At 71.8% G+C, this 18,285-nt stretch carries 18 protein-coding genes; 6 read left to right on the forward strand and 12 right to left on the reverse strand.

Going from position 1 to position 18,285, the window contains the following annotated elements:
- From CQZ88_RS31875 to CQZ88_RS25545, 4 genes are all read left to right on the forward strand, one after another.
- A partial coding sequence (locus CQZ88_RS31875) for an agmatine deiminase family protein (protein WP_258008793.1) occupies positions 1-124 on the forward strand: 124 nt, incomplete at its 5' end.
- 142 nt (positions 125-266) lie between these two features.
- Positions 267-1,592: a glutamine synthetase family protein gene (locus CQZ88_RS25535; protein ID WP_102800488.1), complete on the forward strand. Its 1,326-nt coding sequence runs from the start codon at positions 267-269 to the stop codon at positions 1,590-1,592.
- A 79-nt stretch (positions 1,593-1,671) separates the two neighbouring features.
- Positions 1,672-2,040 carry a hypothetical protein gene (locus CQZ88_RS25540; protein WP_006935181.1) on the forward strand — a complete coding sequence of 123 codons (369 nt, stop codon included), beginning with the start codon at positions 1,672-1,674 and terminating at the stop codon, positions 2,038-2,040.
- 107 nt (positions 2,041-2,147) lie between these two features.
- Complete coding sequence (locus CQZ88_RS25545) at positions 2,148-2,984, forward strand: mycofactocin-coupled SDR family oxidoreductase (protein WP_043798722.1); 837 nt, start codon at positions 2,148-2,150, stop codon at positions 2,982-2,984.
- A gap of 63 nt (positions 2,985-3,047) precedes the next feature.
- Here CQZ88_RS25545 and CQZ88_RS25550 read toward each other — a convergent pair whose 3' ends face one another.
- Positions 3,048-3,809: an SDR family NAD(P)-dependent oxidoreductase gene (locus CQZ88_RS25550; RefSeq protein ID WP_006935179.1), complete on the reverse strand. Its 762-nt coding sequence runs from the start codon at positions 3,807-3,809 to the stop codon at positions 3,048-3,050.
- Between the two features lie 172 nt (positions 3,810-3,981).
- On the opposite strand from CQZ88_RS25550, the gene CQZ88_RS25555 reads away from it, so the two are divergent.
- Positions 3,982-4,758, forward strand: a complete 777-nt coding sequence (locus CQZ88_RS25555) for an SDR family oxidoreductase (RefSeq protein ID WP_102800489.1) — start codon at positions 3,982-3,984, stop codon at positions 4,756-4,758.
- 42 nt (positions 4,759-4,800) lie between these two features.
- Here the strand turns inward: CQZ88_RS25555 and CQZ88_RS25560 are convergent, their stop codons facing one another.
- From CQZ88_RS25560 to CQZ88_RS25605, 10 genes are all read right to left on the reverse strand, one after another.
- Positions 4,801-5,613, reverse strand: coding sequence for a MaoC/PaaZ C-terminal domain-containing protein (locus CQZ88_RS25560; protein ID WP_102800490.1), 813 nt, complete (start codon positions 5,611-5,613; stop codon positions 4,801-4,803).
- Between the two features lie 18 nt (positions 5,614-5,631).
- Positions 5,632-6,807 (reverse strand): lipid-transfer protein, encoded by a 1,176-nt coding sequence (locus CQZ88_RS25565; RefSeq protein ID WP_006935170.1) that lies wholly within the window; start codon positions 6,805-6,807, stop codon positions 5,632-5,634.
- Positions 6,804-7,244: a MaoC family dehydratase gene (locus CQZ88_RS25570; protein ID WP_102800491.1), complete on the reverse strand. Its 441-nt coding sequence runs from the start codon at positions 7,242-7,244 to the stop codon at positions 6,804-6,806. The genes CQZ88_RS25565 and CQZ88_RS25570 overlap by 4 nt, the downstream gene beginning before the upstream one ends.
- Positions 7,241-8,353 (reverse strand): acyl-CoA dehydrogenase family protein, encoded by a 1,113-nt coding sequence (locus CQZ88_RS25575; protein WP_102800492.1) that lies wholly within the window; start codon positions 8,351-8,353, stop codon positions 7,241-7,243. Before CQZ88_RS25575 ends, CQZ88_RS25570 begins: the two co-directional genes overlap by 4 nt.
- On the reverse strand, positions 8,354-9,337 hold the full coding sequence (locus tag CQZ88_RS25580) for a bifunctional MaoC family dehydratase N-terminal/OB-fold nucleic acid binding domain-containing protein (protein WP_006935165.1): 984 nt from the start codon (positions 9,335-9,337) through the stop codon (positions 8,354-8,356).
- Positions 9,334-10,500, reverse strand: coding sequence for an acyl-CoA dehydrogenase family protein (locus CQZ88_RS25585; protein ID WP_102800493.1), 1,167 nt, complete (start codon positions 10,498-10,500; stop codon positions 9,334-9,336). The genes CQZ88_RS25580 and CQZ88_RS25585 overlap by 4 nt, the downstream gene beginning before the upstream one ends.
- A 101-nt stretch (positions 10,501-10,601) precedes the next feature.
- Entirely contained in the window at positions 10,602-11,486 is an 885-nt protein-coding gene (locus CQZ88_RS25590; protein ID WP_072636126.1) for an LLM class F420-dependent oxidoreductase, read from the reverse strand.
- Positions 11,483-12,355 carry an SDR family NAD(P)-dependent oxidoreductase gene (locus CQZ88_RS25595; RefSeq protein WP_102800494.1) on the reverse strand — a complete coding sequence of 291 codons (873 nt, stop codon included), beginning with the start codon at positions 12,353-12,355 and terminating at the stop codon, positions 11,483-11,485. Before CQZ88_RS25595 ends, CQZ88_RS25590 begins: the two co-directional genes overlap by 4 nt.
- Before the next feature lie 3 nt (positions 12,356-12,358).
- The gene (locus CQZ88_RS25600; protein ID WP_102800499.1) at positions 12,359-14,056 is read right to left on the reverse strand and encodes an AMP-binding protein; all 1,698 of its coding nucleotides are present in this window, start codon (positions 14,054-14,056) and stop codon (positions 12,359-12,361) included.
- Between the two features lie 14 nt (positions 14,057-14,070).
- On the reverse strand, positions 14,071-15,264 hold the full coding sequence (locus CQZ88_RS25605; protein ID WP_102800495.1) for an NADH:flavin oxidoreductase: 1,194 nt from the start codon (positions 15,262-15,264) through the stop codon (positions 14,071-14,073).
- A 217-nt stretch (positions 15,265-15,481) separates the two neighbouring features.
- Between CQZ88_RS25605 and CQZ88_RS25610 the strand changes: the two genes are divergently transcribed.
- Positions 15,482-17,146, forward strand: a complete 1,665-nt coding sequence (locus CQZ88_RS25610; RefSeq protein ID WP_029545915.1) for a class I adenylate-forming enzyme family protein — start codon at positions 15,482-15,484, stop codon at positions 17,144-17,146.
- A gap of 108 nt (positions 17,147-17,254) precedes the next feature.
- Here CQZ88_RS25610 and CQZ88_RS25615 read toward each other — a convergent pair.
- The coding region (locus CQZ88_RS25615) for a biosynthetic peptidoglycan transglycosylase (protein WP_102800500.1) at positions 17,255-18,285 on the reverse strand (1,031 nt) is incomplete at its 5' end.

Below are 18,285 nucleotides of genomic sequence, written 5' to 3' on the forward strand. Positions count from 1 at the left end.
CGACGAGGCCGCGGAGATCCTGGCGGCCGCGTATCCCGGCCGTCGCGTCGTGGGAGTGGACGCCCGGCCGCTCTTCCGCCGCGGCGGCGGCATCCACTGCATCACCCAGCATCAGCCGCGGTGAGGACGCCCGTCTTCGCCGACACAGTCCTGTGTCGGCGAAGACGGTCCCCGTGACCCGACCTCGCCTCTACTGTGTCCTTGTGCCCGGCGTCCTCGTGCCCGGCGATGCCGCCGGTGGCCGACGGCGCGGGCGGGAGGTCCCTGTGACGGAGGAACGCTTCGACCCCGTGACGGGCGAACGCGCCCGCGAGGAGCGCATCGTCGGCTCGGTCGTCGATTCGACCGGCATCTCGCGGGCGAAGGTGTTTCCCGGACACAGGCTTACGTCGTTCGTCGAGTCGGGCGCGGGCGCGTCGCCGAGCTGGGCGGTCTTCTGCGTCGACGACCACCTGGCGTTCACGCCGTCACTGTCGGTGACGGGCGATCTCCGGCTGCGGATCGACCGCGACCGGCTCCGGCCCGTCGGGGACGGCGTCCGGTGGGCGCCGGCCGGCCTGTACGAGCAGGACGGGACGCGGTCACCGTTGTGCACGCGCGCAGCGCTCGAACGCGTCGTCGAGGAGCTCGCCGCGGCCGGCGTGCAGGCCCGGGCAGGGCACGAGATCGAGTTCACGCTCTTCGACGGCGGGCGCAGCGAATGGTCCGCATACGGTCTCGGTGCCGTCCTCGGGCGGGACCCGTTCGTCGCGGATCTGTTGCACGCTGCCGCGCAGGCGGGTCTGGGCATCGACCAGATTCACGCCGAGGCGGGCGCGCAGCAGTTCGAACTCTCCCTGTCTCCGGCAGCCCCCGTGGAGTCGGTCGACAACCTGGTGCTCGCACGCATCCTGATCAGCCGCACCGCCCGGCGGCACGGTCTGCGGGCGTCGTTCTCCCCCGTCCCCGTCGTCGGCGGGGCGGGCAACGGGGCCCACGTCCACGTGTCCTTCACCCGCGAGGGGCGGCCGCTCCTGTCCGGCGGCGACGGCCCGCACGGGGTGACTGCAGCGGGCGGCAGCGTCGTCGCCGGCATCCTGCGCGCGCTGCCCGAGTTCGGGGCGGTCCTCACCGGGTCCGTGCTCTCGCATCTGCGGCTGCAGCCGGGCATGTGGTCCGGCGCGTGGTGCTGCTGGGGGCTCGAGAACCGTGAGGCCGCGCTGCGGCTGTGCGCGCTCACGCCCGGGAGCCCCTACGGCGCCCACCTCGAGGTCAAGCCCGTGGACCCGTCGGCTAACCCCTACCTTGCCGGCGCGGCGATCCTCGGGGCGGCCCACGCCGGTCTCACCGACGCACTCCCGGTTCCGCCGGAGATCCCGGTCGATCCGGGCCGGATGACCGATGCCGAACGCGCCGAACTCGGGGTCCGCGTCCTGCCGACGGACCCCGACGGCGTGCTCGCCGCGCTCGGGTCCTCCGGCCTCGCGCAGCGCCTGTTCGGACCGTCGATCATGGAGGCCCTGCTCGCCGTGAAACGCTACGAGTTCGGGGAGTACCGCTCGCGGCCGCCCGCCGAACTCGCGGAACGGTTCCGCTTCGCGTGGACCGACTGACCGTGTCGCGAGGATCACGGTAACGGACGTCTCCGAATCGGCGATTCACGGCCGTCGGCAATGGAGAGAACGGACGGCCATGCACAACCTCGAGTCGGTGGACCCCCAGGCGATCACACAGCCCATCGCACAGGTGCTCACGCCGGGCGATTCCGCGGCGGAGCCGGTCCGCCCGCCGGCGTCCCGGCACGCGGCGGCCGCCCACTCCGCCCCGCCCGCCGCCGAGGTCCGGCGCGTCAAGCGGCTCACCTACGGCGACGAACCCCGCCGACGGTCGTTGCGGCCGGATTTCTGGTCGATCGTCGGCGCGCTCGCGCTCGTGCTGGCGATCGCGTTCGTCGTCGTCGCGCTGCTCGTCGCGGGGAACCGGCCCCAGCCGTCGTACCGGCCGAACTACGCGCCGTCCGGCCTGGGCGCCGCGCTGGTGCCCGCCGCAGCGGTGGTGTGACGGCCCGCGGCCTGCCCTTTTCCCGCTGAGCGGGATCGCCGCACCCCTGCGGGCCCGCCGGGGCTGGAGCATCGACCTGCTGACCGAGGAGGACAGGAGTGGATTCGATGAGTGAGTTCGAAGGCCGGGTCGCGCTGATCACGGGCGGGGCGCGGGGCCAGGGCCGCAGCCACGCGGTGGCGCTGGCCGAGCGCGGCGCCGACATCGTGCTGTGCGACCGGTGCGCCGACAGCCCGGTGGTGCCGTACCCGCTGGCCACGGAGGCGGATCTGGAGGAGACCGCGGCGGCGGTGCGCGCCACCGGGCGCCGGTGCCTGACCGCGAAGCTGGACACCGCGGACCGCCCGGCAATGGACGAACTCGTGGCGCAGGCGCACGCCGAGTTCGGGCGGATCGACATCGCGGTGGCGAACGCGGGCGTGTCGGTGGCCGCCCCGATCCAGGCGATGACCGAGGCGCAGTGGGCGGAGGCGATCGGCTCGAATCTGACCGGTGTCTTCAACACCGTCGGTGCGGTGGCGCCCGGCATGGTCGCGCGCGGCTACGGGCGGATCGTGACGATCTCGTCGATGCTCGGCCGCGCGGGCAACACCAACATGGCGGCGTACAGCGCATCGAAGTGGGGCGTGATCGGCCTGACCAAGAGCGCCGCGCTGGATCTGGCGCCGCACGGTGTCACGGTGAATGCGATTGCCCCCGGGAATATCTCGACACCGATGATCCACAACGACTTCCTCTACGGCCTGATGCGCCCGGATCTCGAGCATCCCGGCGCCGACGACGTGGCCCCGATCTTCCAGAGCCTGCACGCGCAGCCGGTGCCGTGGCTCGAACCGGCGGAGATCACCCGCGTGGTGCTGTTCTTCGCCGCCGAGGCGAGCGCCCACATCAGCGGCACCGTGCTGCCGGTCGACGCCGGCAACGCCGGGCGGGTCACCGGATAGGCGCCTGCGGCGCCGGTGCGTCCTTTGGGCCGCCAGGGCAGCCCAAAGGACGCACCGGGGGCGTCAGCCCCAGCGCGACTGGCCGCCGTCGAGGGGGATCGTCGCGCCGGTGAGATACCCCGCGTCCTCGCCGACGAGGAAGACCACCGCCCGCCCGATGTCGGTCTCGGGGTCGCCGATGCGGCGCAACGGGATTCCCGCGCGGAACTCCTCCGCCTCCTCCGGGTTGCGCGCCATCCAGGCCTCGAGTCCCGGCGACATCGCGTGTGGTGCAATGGCGTTGACGCGGATCCCGTCGACTCCCCACTCGCAGGCCGCGGCGCGGGTCAGCGACCGCATGCCCTCCTTGATCGACCCGTAGACGCCGTAGTTGCTCGCGTCCCAGCGGACCGCCGCCGACGTGACGAGGTTGACGATCGAGCCGCCCCCGCGCTCCTTCATCACCGGGTAGCAGGCCCGCATCAGCCGCAGCGTCGCGAGCGGGCCGGTAGCGAAGGACCGCTCGTACTCGGCGTCGGTGAACGACAGCAGCGGGCCGGGCCGGCAGTCGTTGGCGTTGTTGACCAGGATGTCCACGCCGCCGAAATGCGTCACGGTGCGCTGCACCGCCGCGTCGACGTCGTCGGCGCTGCTCACGTCGCAGCGCAACGCCAGCGCCTTGCCGCCGAGTTCCTCGATCGCCTCGGCCGTCGCGACCACCTTGGATTCGGTGCGGCCGGCGGCCGCGATGTGCACCCCCTCCTTGGCGAGCGCGAGGGCGATGCCCCGTCCGATCCCCTGTCCCGCGCCCGTGATGAGCGCGACCTTGCCGTCCAGCTTGCCCATGTGTCCCTGCTCCCGGTTCTCTCGCCACTACGGAAATCCTGGTGCCCCAGGCGTCCCGTCCACTATCCTTGACCAAGCACTTGCTTGTCCACGTCGGTTCCCGCTCGCGGCCACGAAAGGCGCGCGACGGCAAGCAGTCTCGAACCGACCCGAGTTCCAGAAAGGTAGCCACGTGCACCTTCCCAATCCCGTCGACCACACCGGACGCGCCGTGATCGTCACCGGCGGCACCAAGGGCATCGGCTTCGTCGTCGCCGAACACTTCCTCGCCGCGGGCGCCGACGTCCTGGTATGCGCCCGCAACGAGCCCGGGTCCCTGCCCTCGGCCGGCGGGCGGGGCGCGGCGTTCCGGGCCGTCGACGTGCGCGACCCCGCCGACGTGGCCGCCCTGGTCGACGACGCCGTCACCCGGTTCGGCCGGCTCGACGTGCTGGTCAACAATGCCGGCGGGTCACCGGACTCCGACGCCGCCACCGTCTCCCCGCGCTTCGTGGAGAAGATCGTCGCGCTGAACCTGCTCGCCCCGTTCTACGCGGCGCAGGCGGCCAACCGGGTGATGCAGGAGCGGCCCGGGGGCGGCTCGATCATCAACATCGGCAGCGTCTCGGCACACGATCCGCAGCCCGGCACCGCCGCGTACACCGCCGCGAAGGCCGGCCTGCTGGGCCTGACCAAGGCCCTCGCCCTCGAATGGGCGCCGAAGGTGCGGGTCAACCACATCACCACCGGCCTGATCCGCACCGAGGCCGCGGCCTCGGTCTACGGCGACGACGGCGGCGCCGCGGTGACCCGCACCCTGCCGATGGAGCGGATGGCCGTCCCGTCGGACATCGCGCGCGCCTGCCTGTTCCTCGGCAGCGACCTCGCGTCCTACGTCAACGGCGCCGACCTGGCGGTCCACGGCGGCGGCGAGTACCCGGCCCGCTACATGGCCCTGCACGGCAAGTGACGCGTGGACCGGTGCCCGGCTGCCGGGCACCGGTCCACGACCTCACGCGAACGACGCGCGCGCCCCCGAGATCACGGCCTGCCCGTCCGCGGCCACCTCGAACACGGCGTCGTCGCGTCCGCCCCACACCCGCAGCCCGGCGACGTCGCCGGGGAACAGCGGCGCCGCGAAGCGGCCCTGCAGTTCGGTCAGGTCCGCCGGATGCGCCCCGAGGAGCCGGGCCAGGGGCAGGGTCGCCGCCGCCAGGGTGCACAGCCCGTGCATGATCGGGCGCGGCTGACCGATCCGCGCGGCCGCCTCCGGATCGATGTGGATGTGGTGCCGGTCGCCGGTGAGCCGGTACAGCGCGGCCTGGTTCGCGGCCGTGGCCAGTTCCCCGGTCAGCTCCGGCTCGCCCTGTGGCGCCGCCGGCTTCGACGGGCCGCGCTCGCCCCCGAAACCACCCGCGCCGGGCGCGAAGATCGACCACGTCGCGACGAAGTACTCGCACTCGACGCGGACCTCGAACACGGCCGCGGCCCCCTTGTCCCACACCTCGCCCACCGACGCCCGCAGCTCCACCTCACCGCGACGCGGCAGCGGGGCCAGCACGGTCAGCTCCTGCGAGCCGTGCAGCGCCGTCGTCGTGTCGAACGCGCCGCGCGAGCCCAGCTCGTCCGGTGCCCACTGGGCCAGGGTCAGCGCGAACGTCGGCAGTACCCGCAGCCGGTCCTCGAGCACCAGGTCCAGGTCGGTGGCGGGCTGGGCGCCGACGGCGAGCGCGTAGAGGATCGCGTCGCGCTCGTCGTAGGCCACCGTGCGGGTGCCCAGGTCGGCTCCGCGCCACGCGCCGGCCTTCTGCTCCACTGCCGTCATTGTCGAATCCTTCCGGGATCAGGCGGCACCGAGGATCAGTCCGGACGTGGGAACCGCGGTTCCCGCCGTGACGATCACGTTCTCGACGCCGTCGGGTTGATTGGTGGAGGTGCCGCGCACCAGGCGGACCGCCTCGGCGATGCCGTTGACACCGTGCAGATACGCCTCGCCGACCTGGCCGCCGTGGGTGTTGCTCGGCAGCCGGCCCCCGATCTCGAGGTTGCCCTCGCGGACGAAGTCCCTGGCCTCGCCGACGCCACAGAAGCCGAGTTCCTCGAGCTGCGGCAGCACAAGCGGGGTGAAGTGGTCGTAGAGGATCGCCGCGTCGATGTGGTCCGGACTCAGTCCGCTCTGGCCGTAGAGCTGGCGGCCCACCAGTCCCATCTCGGGGATGCCGGTGATGTCCGGACGGTAGTAGCTGGTCATCATGTGCTGGTCCTTGCCGGAGCCCTGCGCGGCGCCCTTGACGAGCACGGGCCGGTGCCGCAGGTCCCGGGCGCGTTCCGCCGAGACGACGACGAGGGCCTGACCGCCGTCGGTCTCCTGGCAGCAGTCGAGCAGGTGCAGCGGCTCGGCGATCCACCGCGAGTTCTGATGGTCCGCGAGCGTGATGGGCTTGCCGTGGAACCACGCGGCCGGATTGTTCGCGGCGTGCTTGCGGGCGACGACGGCAACCCGACCGAAATCCTCACTCGTGGCACCGTACTGGTGCATGTAGCGGCGGGCGAACATCGCGACCCACTGAGCGGGCGTCGCCAGCCCCTGCGGGGTCAGCCACGCGTAGGCGGCGCGGTCGGCGGTCGAATCCATCGGCCGGTCGTGCTGGCCGAGACCGAACCGGATACCGGAACGTTCGTTGAACGCGCGGTAGACCACGACGACCTCGGCGACGCCCGTCGCGACGGCCATCGCGGCCTGCTGCACCGTCGCGCACGCCGCCCCGCCGCCGTAGCCGATGCGGGAGAAGAACTTCAGCTCCCCGAGCCCGCAGTTGCGGGCGACGAGGATCTCGCCGTTGGTCTCCATCGTGTAGGTGGCCAGTCCGTCGACCTCGGACGGGTCGATGCCGGCGTCGGCCAGTGCGGCGACGACGGCCTCGCACGCGAGCTGCAGCTCCGAGCGGCCGGACTTCTTGGAGAACTCGGTGGCGCCGATGCCGACGATCGCGGCGGCACCGGAGAGCGGGCTGGTCATCGGGTTCCTCCCGGCCGGTCGGTGAAGGCGATCGTGACAGTGCCGGTGGCGTGGTCGCCGAGGCTGTTGGCGCCGCGGACGCGGACCTCGACGAGGCCGTCGGACTTGCCGACCACCTCGCCGGTCATCGTCATGGTGTCCCCGGGGTAGTTCGGTGCGCCCAGACGGATCTTCACCCGCCGCACGACGGCGCACGGACCGGACCAGTCCGTGACGAACCGGCCCACCAGGCCGTTGCTGGTGAGGATGTTCATGAACACGTCCTTCGAGCCGCGCTCGCGCGCCAGCTCGGGGTCGTGGTGGACATCCTGGAAGTCGCGGGTCGCGAGGGCGGTCGCGACGATCAGTGTGCGGGTGAGCGGGATCGCGAGTTCGGGCAGTGCCTCGCCGATCTCGATGTCGTCGTAGCTGCGGCCCGTGGACACGGTGGCGGTCACGCGACCACCTCGACGCCGGCGGCGAGCTGGGCGCCCAGGCGCGCCAGATCCGACGCGGAGCCACCGAGGGTGGCGCCGATCTGCTTGCCCCACAACAGGTGCCGATGCACCGGATAGTCGGTGTCGACGCCCATGCCGCCGTGCACGTGCGTGGTGCGGTGCACGACGCGCTGGCCGCCGTCGGTGGCCCACCACTTCGCGACGAGCACCGAGGTGCCGGGGTCCTGTCCCTCGGCGAGCAGCCACGCGGCCTGCCACAGCGTCACGCGCATCGCCTCGAGGTCGATGTAGCAGTCGGCCAGCTGGTGGCCCACGGCCTGGAACGTCGCGAGCGGACGTCCGAACTGCATGCGCCCGTTGAGGTAGGTGACGGCCTGCTGGACGGCACCCGAGCCGACACCGAGCTGGATCGCGGCGAGCGCGAGCTCGACGCGGTCGAGCAGCCACTGCGCTGCGGTGCCGTCGGTGGGCCCGAGCAGCTCGGCGGGAGCCGAGTCGAACGTGACGTTGCCGCAGATCTCCCAGGTGGTCGAGTGCGTCTGCTCGACGGAGACGCCCGCGCCGGCGAGATCGACGACGAACAGCGCGGCACCGGCCGGCGTGGTCGCCGAGACGATCGCGCGGGACGCGACGTGGGTGACCGGGACGACGGCCTTCGCGCCGGTCAGGGTCCACCGGCCACCGGCCTCCGTGGCGGTGGTCTGCGGGTCACCGGGGACGTAGGGGCCGAACTCCTCGAGACCGATCGTCAGGAACCGGCTGCCGTCGGCGACACCCGGCACCAGCGCGGTGCGCTGGTCGTCGGTGCCGAACTCGGCGACGGCGAGCGCGGCGAGCACCGACTGCCAGATCGGCACCGGCGCCACGTGCCGGCCCTGCTGCTCGAGCAGGACGTACAGCTCCGCCAGGCCGAGCCCACCGCCGCCGAGGTCTTCGGGCAGCGCGACGCCGAGCAGACCCGTGGTGGCCAGCTCCCGCCACAGCTCCCGGTCGAGGCGCTCGTCGCTCAGCTCGACCTGCTTGACCCGATCGATGCCGGACTTGCCGGTGAAGACCTCGTGCGCGAGGCCGCGAATCGCTTCCTGCTCTTCGCTGAAGTTGAAATCCATCTACGAATCCTTCCGTGCGGCCGGCCGGAACGCGGGCAGCGTCAACTCGGGGTCGGCGTCGATCCAGTCCAGTTCCACCGCCATGCCGATCTCGACCGCGTGCGGTTCGACACCGGTCATGTTCGCGATCAGCCGGGTGCCCTCCTCGAGTTCGATCGTCGCGACGACGAGCGGGTACTCGAACCCGGGGATCCGCGGGTGGTGGTTGACGACGAAGCTGTAGACGGTGCCGCGGCCCGACGCGTCGACGGTGTCCCACTCGAGGGAACGGCACCGCCCGCACATCGGCCCGGTCGGATGCCGCAGCGTGCCGCACGCCGCGCAACGCTGGATCACCAGGCGGTGCTCCCTGGCCGCCTCGAACCAGAAGGCGTTGTCGGCGTTGATCGCCGGACGCGGGCGCAGACCCTTCGGAGCGGCGGATTCCGAGCCGGGCGAGCTCTCGCGCTTCGGCTCCGGCTGCGCCGTGTCCTTCGGCCGGAAGCGCAGGGTGCGCCAGCGCTGGGTGGCGACGACCGCGCCGTCCCCGTTGCGGTACGTCTTGAGGGTGGTCACGAAGTGACCCGCGCCGAGCCCGGTCCTCTTCTCCTCGGAGATCGATTCGATCACCTCGGTGAGCGAAACCCGTTCGCCGGGGCGCAGTTCGACGAAGAACTCGAAGTCCGAGTCCGTCGCGACGACGGACGTGAAGCCGGCGTCGTCGAGCGTGGCGATCAGGTCGGTCCACACCGGCGACGGGTCGTTGTTCGCCATCTTGTCGGTGAAGGTGCGCATCGTCCACACCTGCGTCATGAGCGCGGGCGCGACGGCACCGTCGCGGCCGGTGGCGCGGGCGGCGGCGTCGTCGAGGTAGATCGGGCTGGTGTCACCCATCGTCTCGACCCAGTGCCGGATCATCGGGGTGTTGACCGCGTCCGGGCCCCACGTCGTCGGCGTCAGGGTCTGCCCCTCGAACGCCCTCAGCCTGGTCAGCAGTTCGCTCACTTGACCCTCTTCTCCCGCACCAGGCCCAGGCCCATCGTGCCGACCATGTCGCGCAGGACCTCGTTGACACCGCCGCCGAACGTGTTGACCATGCCCTGACGGGAGATCTGCTCGATCTGTCCGGCGAGCACGGCTCCCGGCGACTCGGGGCGGATCCGGCCGGCGGCCCCGAGAATGCCCAGCAGCGTCCGGTACACGTCGACGTGCGTCTCCGTGCCGTACACCTTGGTCGCGCCCGCGTCGGCACCGGAGAGGGTGTCGGCCGCGACGGCGGCGGTCATCTTCCAGTTCAGCAGCCGCATCGCCTCGAGCTTGGCGTGGGTGCGAGCGAACTCCTGCTGCACCCAGGGAATCTCGACGGCGCCGTTCTCCTTCGCCCAGTCCAGCACCTGCTGCCACAGCCCGTAGGTGCGGCCGCCGATCGCGGCGAGGCCGATGCGTTCGTGGTTGAGCTGCGCGGTGATCAGCGGCCAGCCGCCGCCGACCTCGCCGACGACGTCCCGGTCCGGGATTCGGATACCGCTGTAGTAGGTGGCGGTGACCGAGAGACCCCCGACGGTGTGGATCGGCGACCACGAGAACCCGGGCGCGTCGGTCGGCACGATGAGGATCGAGATGCCCTTGTGCTTCGGGACGTCCGGGTCGGTGCGGCACGCGAGCCACACGTAGTCGGCCGTGTTCGCGCCCGAGGTGAAGATCTTGTTGCCGTCGACCACCCACTCGTCGCCGTCGCGCACCGCGCGGGTCTTCAGCGACGCCAGGTCGGTGCCGGCCTCCGGTTCGGTGTAGCCGATCGCGAAGACGATATCGCCGGAGAGGATGCCGGGCAGGAAGCGGCCCTTCTGTTCCTGCGTGCCGTATTTCATCAGGGTCGGCCCGACGGTGTTCACCGTGACGAACGGGAAGGGCAGGCCCGCCCGCTGCACCTCGTCGAAGAACACGAACTGTTCCTCGATGGAGCGGCCCTGCCCGCCGTACTCCGTGGGCCAGCCGATCCCCAGCCAGCCGTCCTTGCCGAGCAGCGTGACGACCTCGCGGAAGTGCTCGCCGCCCACCCCCTGCTCACCGGCACGGCGGCGCTTGTCCTCCGGCAGCAGCGACGCGAAGTAGGCGCGCAGCTCCTTCCTGAGCGCGACCTGCTCCGGGGATTCCTTCAGATCCATCGCGATTCTCCTAGCGACCGAATGTCGTTGTGACCTCGGACGCTAGTCAGCGTTGCCGGCGGCCGGGCGGCGCATCTCGGCCAGCGGGAACCGGCCCGGCGTCAGACCCGGCCGAGGCGTTCGGCGCAGGCGGCCATCTCGTCGACGACCTGGCTCAGCGATCCCGCGTTCGGCGAGGCCGACAGCACCATCCGCCCCGCCCCCAGCTTCCGGGCCCGGTCCATCCGCGCCTCGTCCAGCCGCGGCAGGGTCGCCCCCAAGACCAGCTCGACGGTGCCGGGATCGCGGCCCGCCGCCTCGGCGGCGCGGCGCATCCGCCCGATCGCGCGGTCGAGGTCCTCCCCCGCCAGGCCGAGCGGCTGGAACCCGTCGCCGAGCCGGCCGGCCCGCCGCGCGGCGGCCGCGCTGTGCCCACCGATGTACAGCGGCACCCCGGTCTCGCGGTGCGGTTTCGGCCAGCTGTGGGCGCCGCGGAACGTGAAGAACTCGCCGTCGAAGTCCACCCCGGCCGGACCGGTGCCGGCCCACAGGGCCCGCATCACCGCGATCGCCTCGTCGGCGATCTTCCCGCGACGGTCGAAGTCGCCGCCGCACGCCTCGATCTCCTCCCGCATCCAGCCCAGTCCCAGGCAGATCCGGACCCGGCCGCGGGCGAGCCGGTCGAGGGTGGCCAGGCGTTTGGCCAGGACCACGGGATGGTGGTTGGGCAGCACCAGCACCCCGGTCGCGAGCCCGAGGTCGGTGGTGGCGCCGGCGACGAACGACAGCAGCTCGAGCGGGTCGGGCAGGTCGCAGTCGTCGGGCAGGTGCGACTTGCCGGTCGGCGCATACGGGTACGCGCTGCCCGTGTTCGCGACGACGACGGAATGCTCGACGGCGGAGATCTCGTCGAAACCCAGTTTCTCGGCGGCGCGGGCGAATTCGAGGATCCACTCGGGTTCCCCGCTCTGCTCCAGCTCGACCGGCACCACCACACCCAGCTTCACGTGACGTCCGTCCTCTCGTTCCGCCGCTCCACCGCGGAAGCGGACATCCTCTCGATCAGAGTCGGCGCCCATACGACCTTGCCCAGCAACCGGTCCGCGTCGGGCACCGTCGCCAGCCACACCGCGGCGTCGGCGGGCACCGTCGCCGGCACCGCGTCGAACCCGGCGTCCTCCACCGCGCGGGTGCCGCCCCGGGCCCGCCCCGACTCGGTAACGACGAAACCCGGACTGAGGTTGAACGCCCGGACGCCGCGGGCGCGGTACTCGGCGTTGATCATCCCGGCGACCCGCGCGAACGCGGCCTTCGACGCCGCGTACGACAGACCCCAACCGCCCTCCCCCGGCGGCGCGGGCGGATCGATCGCGGCCGACCCGGACACGAGGTCGATCACGACGCCGCCGCCGCGGGCGAGCATGGCCGGCAGCACCGTCTGGATCAGCGCCAGCTGGTGCAGGTAGTTGCCCTCCACCATGGCGGCGGCGTCGGCGAGATCGATGTCGAGGAGCCGGTCCATGTTGCCGCTCGTCTGTGCGTAGGCGTTGTTGACGAGCACGTCGATCCGGCCCCACACGTCCAGCACACGGCGGCCCGCGGCCCGCACGGTGTCGACGTCGAGCAGGTCCATCGGGACGGACAGTGCCCGCACCCCGAGCGATTCGATCGCCGCCGCGGTGGTCTCGAGACTGCCGGGGACGGCGATCGGCTCGTCGCCGTCGCGGCGGGTGCGCGGAGGCACCGTGCCCCGGCCCTCGCGGACCGTGCGGGCGGTGACCGCGACGTCGAAGCCGGCCCGGGCGAACGCGAGGGCGGTCTCGCGCCCGATGCCGCGGCTGGCACCGGTGACGAGGGCGACGCGGGTGTCCGGCATCGCCTACACGCTCAGCAGCCGTTGCCGGCCGTGCGCGGCGAACTCCCGGTCGAGCGCGGCCTTGTCGTCCGCGCTCATCGCGGTGTACTCCGGCGCGCCGCGTCCCACCCACCGGTACACGGGCTCGGTGGTGTGCCAGCGCTGCGCCTGCAGCTCGCGCTTGAGGACCTTGTTCGAGCCCGTCACCGGCAGGTTCGTCGACACGCGCACGAACCGCGGCGCGGCCTTCGAACCGAGATCGGCCTGCCCGGTGAGGAATTCGGCGAACTCGACCGGATCGAAGCCGGCGAGGGACTCGACCTCGATCGCCGCCATCACCTGATCGCCCGACCGGGGATCCGGCACCGCGTAGACGCCGGTGCTCACGACCTTCGGATGCCGGCGCAGGACCCGCTCGATCATCAGGGCCGAGGTGTTCTCGCCGTCGACCCGGATCCAGTCGCCCTTGCGGCCGGCGAAGTAGATGAAGCCGGCCTCGTCGACGTAGCCGAGATCGCCGGTCCAGTACCAGCCGTTGCGGATCCGCTCCGCGTCGGCGACGTCGTTCTTGTAGTAGCCCTCGAAGGCGCGGGCGCCCTCCTTGTTGATCATCTCCCCGATCGCCTCGTCCGGGTTGAGGACGCGGCCGTGCTCGTCGAGCACCGCGCGGGCGCACTCCTCGAGGGTGTCGGGGTTCACCACCGCGATACCCGCGTGGGCGGGCCGGCCGAGGGCGCCCTCCGGGGCCTGCGGATCGAGCCGGACCGAACCGGCGCCCTCGCTCGAGCCGTACCCCTCGTACAGCACCGCACCGAACCGGCGCACGAACTCGGCCTTGTCCTCGGGCGAGGCCTCGGTGCCGAAACCCCGTTCGAGCCGGTTGTCGGCGTCGTCGGGCTGCTCGGGGGTGGCCATCAGGTACGCCAGGGCCTTGCCGACGTAGGTGAAGAACGTCGCCCCGAAGAACTTCACGTCGGGCAGGAACCCGGACGCGGAGAACTTGCGGGTCAGGCACACCGTCGCGCCGTTGGCCAGCGCCGGCGCCCACAGCGCCATCAGCGCGTTGCCGTGGAACAGCGGCATGCAGCAGTAGTCGACGTCGTCGCGGTGGTGCCCGTACTTGGCGGTGTTGGCGTACGCGAGCCGCGACAACCGGCCCTGGGAGCACTTGACGGCCTTCGAACGGCCGGTGGTGCCGGAGGTGAACAGCAGCAGGAACAGGCTGTCCTCGCCGACGCCGTCGGCGATCGCCGGTTCCACCCGCTCGAGCCGCGCCGCGTAGTCGGGATCGTCGATCAGCAGGAAGCGGTCCTCGTCGAGGCCCAGGTCGAGGCCGCGCAGCTTCGCCATCCCGGCGGTGTCGGTGACGATGAGCTGGCAGTCCACGTACCGGATCTCGGCCTCGAGCTCCGCCGCGCCGCGCGTGGGATTGATGCCGACGACCGTCGCGCCCGCCAGGGCCGCCCCGCCGAGCCAGAACAGGAAGTCCGGGACGTTGTCGAGAAGAATGCCGATGTGGAACGGGCCGTCGACGCGCAGCGCGCGGGCCAGCTCGCCGCGGGCCGCGCTCTCGCGCACCACGGCGTCCCAGGTCCAGTCCTGCTCCCGGGTCCGCAGGCCGAGCCGGTCGTCGCCGACGCGGTCGAGCAGCATCTCGGCGATGGTGGCGCGCTGCACCCCCGTCTCCGTTGCGGCGGCGCGGGGGTTCACGGTGCTCGTCATCGTCGCGGCTCCCTTCACGCCGTCCGGAGCACGCAGTGGGTGCCCCCGTAGATGGCGGTCATGCACTTGTTGCAGTGGTTGCACAGCGACGCGGCGGCCGCGTCCTCCTGCATGCGGTTGACGAGATCCGGCTCGCGCAGCAGCGCCCGCGCGGCGGCGACGAACTGGAAGCCCTCGGCCATCGCCTCGTCGATGATCGCCCGGTTGGTGATGCCGCCGAGCAGCACCAGCGGCATCTTCAGCTGCGACCGGAACTGCTTGGCGTCCTCGAGCAGGTAGCCGTCGCGGTAGGGGTACTCGCGCAGGAAGTGCTTGCCCACCAGCTGGATCCCGAGCTTCGTGGGCTGCGGCATCACGGCGGCGAAGTCGCGCAGCGGCGCGTCGCCCTTGAACAGGTACATCGGGTTGAGCAGGGAGCTGCCGGCGGTGAGCTCGAGGGCGTCGAGCGAGCCGTCGGCCTCGAGCCACTTGGCCACCTGGATCGACTCGTCGAGCCAGAAGCCGCCGGGCACACCGTCGTCCATGTTGAGCTTGGCGAGGATCGCGATCCTGTCTCCCACGGCGTCGCGGACGGCGCGGGCCGCCTCCCGCGCGAAGCGGGCGCGGTTCTCGAGCGAGCCGCCGTACTCGTCCTTGCGCTTGTTGATCTTCGGGCTCAGGAACGAGCTGATCAGGTAGTTGTGCCCGAAGTGGATCTCCACGGCGTCGAACCCGGCCTCGACGGCGCGGCGCGCGGCCTCGGCGTGGGCTTCGGTGATGCGGGCGATGTCCGCCTTGGTCGCGGGCTTGCTGAAGTTCTGGGTCGTCATGCGGAAGGCGCGGCTCGGACCGAGCGCGGGGGTGCCCAGGTACTTGGCGGCGGCGACCGGTCCGGCGTGCCCGATCTGCGCCGACACCGCGGCGCCCTCGGCGTGGATCGCGTCGGTGAGCCTGCGCATGCCGGGCCGGGTCTCGTCGGTCCACTGCAGCTGGCCGGGGGCGGTGCGGCCGTCCGGCGCGACGGCGCAGTACGCGACCGTCGTCATGCCGACGCCGCCGGCGGCGGGCCGGCGGTGGAACTCGATGAGCTCGTCGGTGACGAGCCCCTTCGGGGTGAGCCCCTCGAACGTGGCCGCCTTGATGACCCGGTTGCGCAGGGTCAGCGGACCGAGCTTCGCGGGGGCGAAGGGATCGATCCTCGTCGTCGGGTTGTCGAGAAATGTGGACATGCGGTTGCTCCTCCGGCAGCGATTCTGCGCCGAACGTAGCCCCGGCTGTCGGGTGGATCACGGGAAGTCCCGCTCAGTGGTAACCACTTCCGCGGCCGCGATCCGGCATGAGAAATTGCAGTGGCACGCCTCACACGCGGCCGCGGCCGGGGTGGGGTTCCAGGTCCATCGCAGCAGGTGACACGGTATTCACGTGACACGAAGGAAAGGTCCCCGCATGACTGCGTCCGCAGATCCCCGGCTGTACCTCGACGAGGTCGTCTCCCGCCTCACCGGCCCGGGTGGCCGGTTCGAGATCGTCGAGGAAGAGGTGCTCGGCGCCTCGATGCCGGTGATGAAGAACCGCGGCAAGGCCGTGGGCGACCTGCTCGCCGACTCCCTGCGCTGGGGCGACCGGGACTACCTCGTCACCGCCGACCGCCGGCTGTCGTTCACCGAGCACGCCGCCGCGGCGTACTCCCTCGCCCACGCGTTGCGCGAGCGGTACGGCGTGGAGAAGGGTGACCGGGTCGCGATCCTGGGAGCGAACACCCCCGAATGGGTGATCGCGTTCTGGGCGAGCCAGGTGCTCGGCGCCATCACCGTCGGCCTCAACGGATGGTGGGTGCCGCGGGAGATCGAGTACGGCCTGAAGCACAGCCGGCCGAAGATCCTCGTCGTCGACGCCAAGCGCGCCGCGGCCCTGGCCGACGTCGACACCGGTGGGATCACGGTCCTGACGATGGAGGAGGACCTGCCCCGGCTGATCGCGCAGTTCCCCGACGCCGTGCCGCCGCGCGTCGACATCGACGAGGACGACCCGTCCGTCATCCTGTACACCAGCGGCACCAGCGGCCGGCCCAAAGGCGCGCTGCACTCGCACCGCAACCTGCTCGCCGTCGTGGACTACCACCGGTTCAGCGACGCCCTGCTCGCCGCGTTCACCGGGCGGACCGCCGGCGACGACGTCCCCAGCGACCTGCGCTACCTGCTCACCTCGCCGCTGTTCCACATCGCGAGCCTGCACAACCTGGTCGTCCCGCGCCTGGCGACGGGCAGCGCCGTGATCATGCACCAGGGCTCGTTCGACGTCGACAAGGTGCTCGGCCTCATCGAGCGCGAACGCGTCACCAACTGGGGTGCGGTCCCCACCATGGCGTCGCGGCTGCTCGAGCACGACGACCTCGGCAAGTACGACCTGTCGTCGCTGACGGCGTTCGCGCTCGCGTCGGCGCCGTCGTCGATCGCGTTCAAGGACCGGCTGCGCGAGAAGGTGCCGTTCGCCCGCAACGCCCTCGTCGACAGCTACGGCCTCACCGAGTGCAGCACCGCCATCGCGGTGGCCAACTCCCAGGACCTCGAGGCGTTCCCCGGCACCCTGGGCCGGCCGATCATCACCGTGAGCCTCGAGATCCGCGACCCGTTCGGCGAATGGCTGCCGGACGGCGTGGAGGGCGAGGTGTGCGTGCGCAGCCCGTTCGTCATGCTCGGCTACTGGGAGGACGAGGAGGCCACGGCCGCGGCCATCACCCCGGACCGGTGGCTGCGCACCGGCGACTACGGCGTCATCGAGAACGGCCGGCTGCGACTGACGGGCCGTCGCTCCGACCTGATCCTGCGCGGCGGCGAAAACGTCTATCCCACCGAGATCGAGCAGACCCTCGACGAGCACCCGGCCGTGCGCGAGTGCGCCGTGATCGGCGTTCCGCACCCCGACCTCGGCCAGGAGGTAGCGGCCGTGGTCGTCGTCGCCGAGGGGGCTCACGTCACCGAGGAGGAACTGCGCGAGTTCGCGGCCGAGCGGCTGTCGTACTTCAAGGTGCCCACGCGCTGGCGGATCACTTCCGACCTGCTGCCCCGCAACGCGACGGGCAAGACGCTGCGCCGCGAGGTCGGCATCTAGCGGCCGTCGTCGAATGCTCCTGCGCGGCAAGGTGTTTCTTGCGCGCGTCCGTACGTGCGCAAGAAGCACCGCTGCGCGCAACCGCCAGGTCCGTCGCGGCGCGTCCGGCTACTGCGACCGGGACACGAACCCCGGATCCTCCACGGCCAGGCGCTGCCGCACCGGCTCGGGCATCGACGAGCACGAGTCGTCGCTCGGACGGTCGTCGGCGTGGTCGGCGGCCGAGTCGTCGATCCCGACCGACGCGACGAGGTTCTCCCAGCCGCCCCAGCCGGCGAACCGGGCGGGCAGGTCGACGTTCGCGGCGCCGTTGATGTGGAACGCCGCGCTCGGGTACTGCGCGTCGGCGGGAGTCGCGACACCGCCCCCGGGCAGGCGCACCATGTCCTCCGGGTTGGGCAGCATGCCGGCCAGCTGCATCGCGTGGTACTGGTACATCTCCCACGGCGGGGTGTCGAAGTAGTACCAGCTGGCCGCGCACACCCCGTACAGGTCCGGGCCGAACTGCGCGTAGTTCAGGTACAGCTCCATGATGCGGGCGTCCGGCAGGGTCGCACTCAGCAGCACCGAGGGCACCGTCTCGACGGCCTTGCGGACCGCGGTCTGGTCGGGGGTGAAGAACATGTTCTTCGCCAGCTGCTGCGGGATCGTCGAATACGTCTGTTGTTCCTCGCCCGTCAGATGGGCACGGGCGCGGTCGGCGAAGTCACCCCAGTGGAACGCCTGTGCCCGCAGGCCCATCTGGTCGTCCTCGTGCGCGATCACCGACGCGACGACGTACCGGCTGACATGGTCGAGCGAGACGTACTGGTAGGCGATCGGACCGTCGTCGATCCGCATGAACCGCGACGACGACGGCGTCCACACGCGCAGCGACGAGGCCGCGACGACGGTGACGAACGCGACCACCGTGAGCGCCGCGGCCGCGCGTTTCGCCCGGCGCAGCCAGGGATTCGGCGGCGGGACCGGGACGCGCGGCGGCGGTGCGGGGGCGGGACGACGCCAGTGCAGTCGGGAGCGCCGAAGCCTCTGCAGCAGGGACCCGGGGCCGGGCTCGGGGCGCGGCGGCTCACCGGACGGCGGCCAGGGCGTGGGTCCGGCGTCGCGCTGCGGTGCCGCCCAGCGCGGTGCCGACGAGC

It is taken from the genome of Rhodococcus sp. ENV425 (genome assembly GCF_002887785.1).
GTDB lineage: Bacteria > Actinomycetota > Actinomycetes > Mycobacteriales > Mycobacteriaceae > Rhodococcus > Rhodococcus aetherivorans.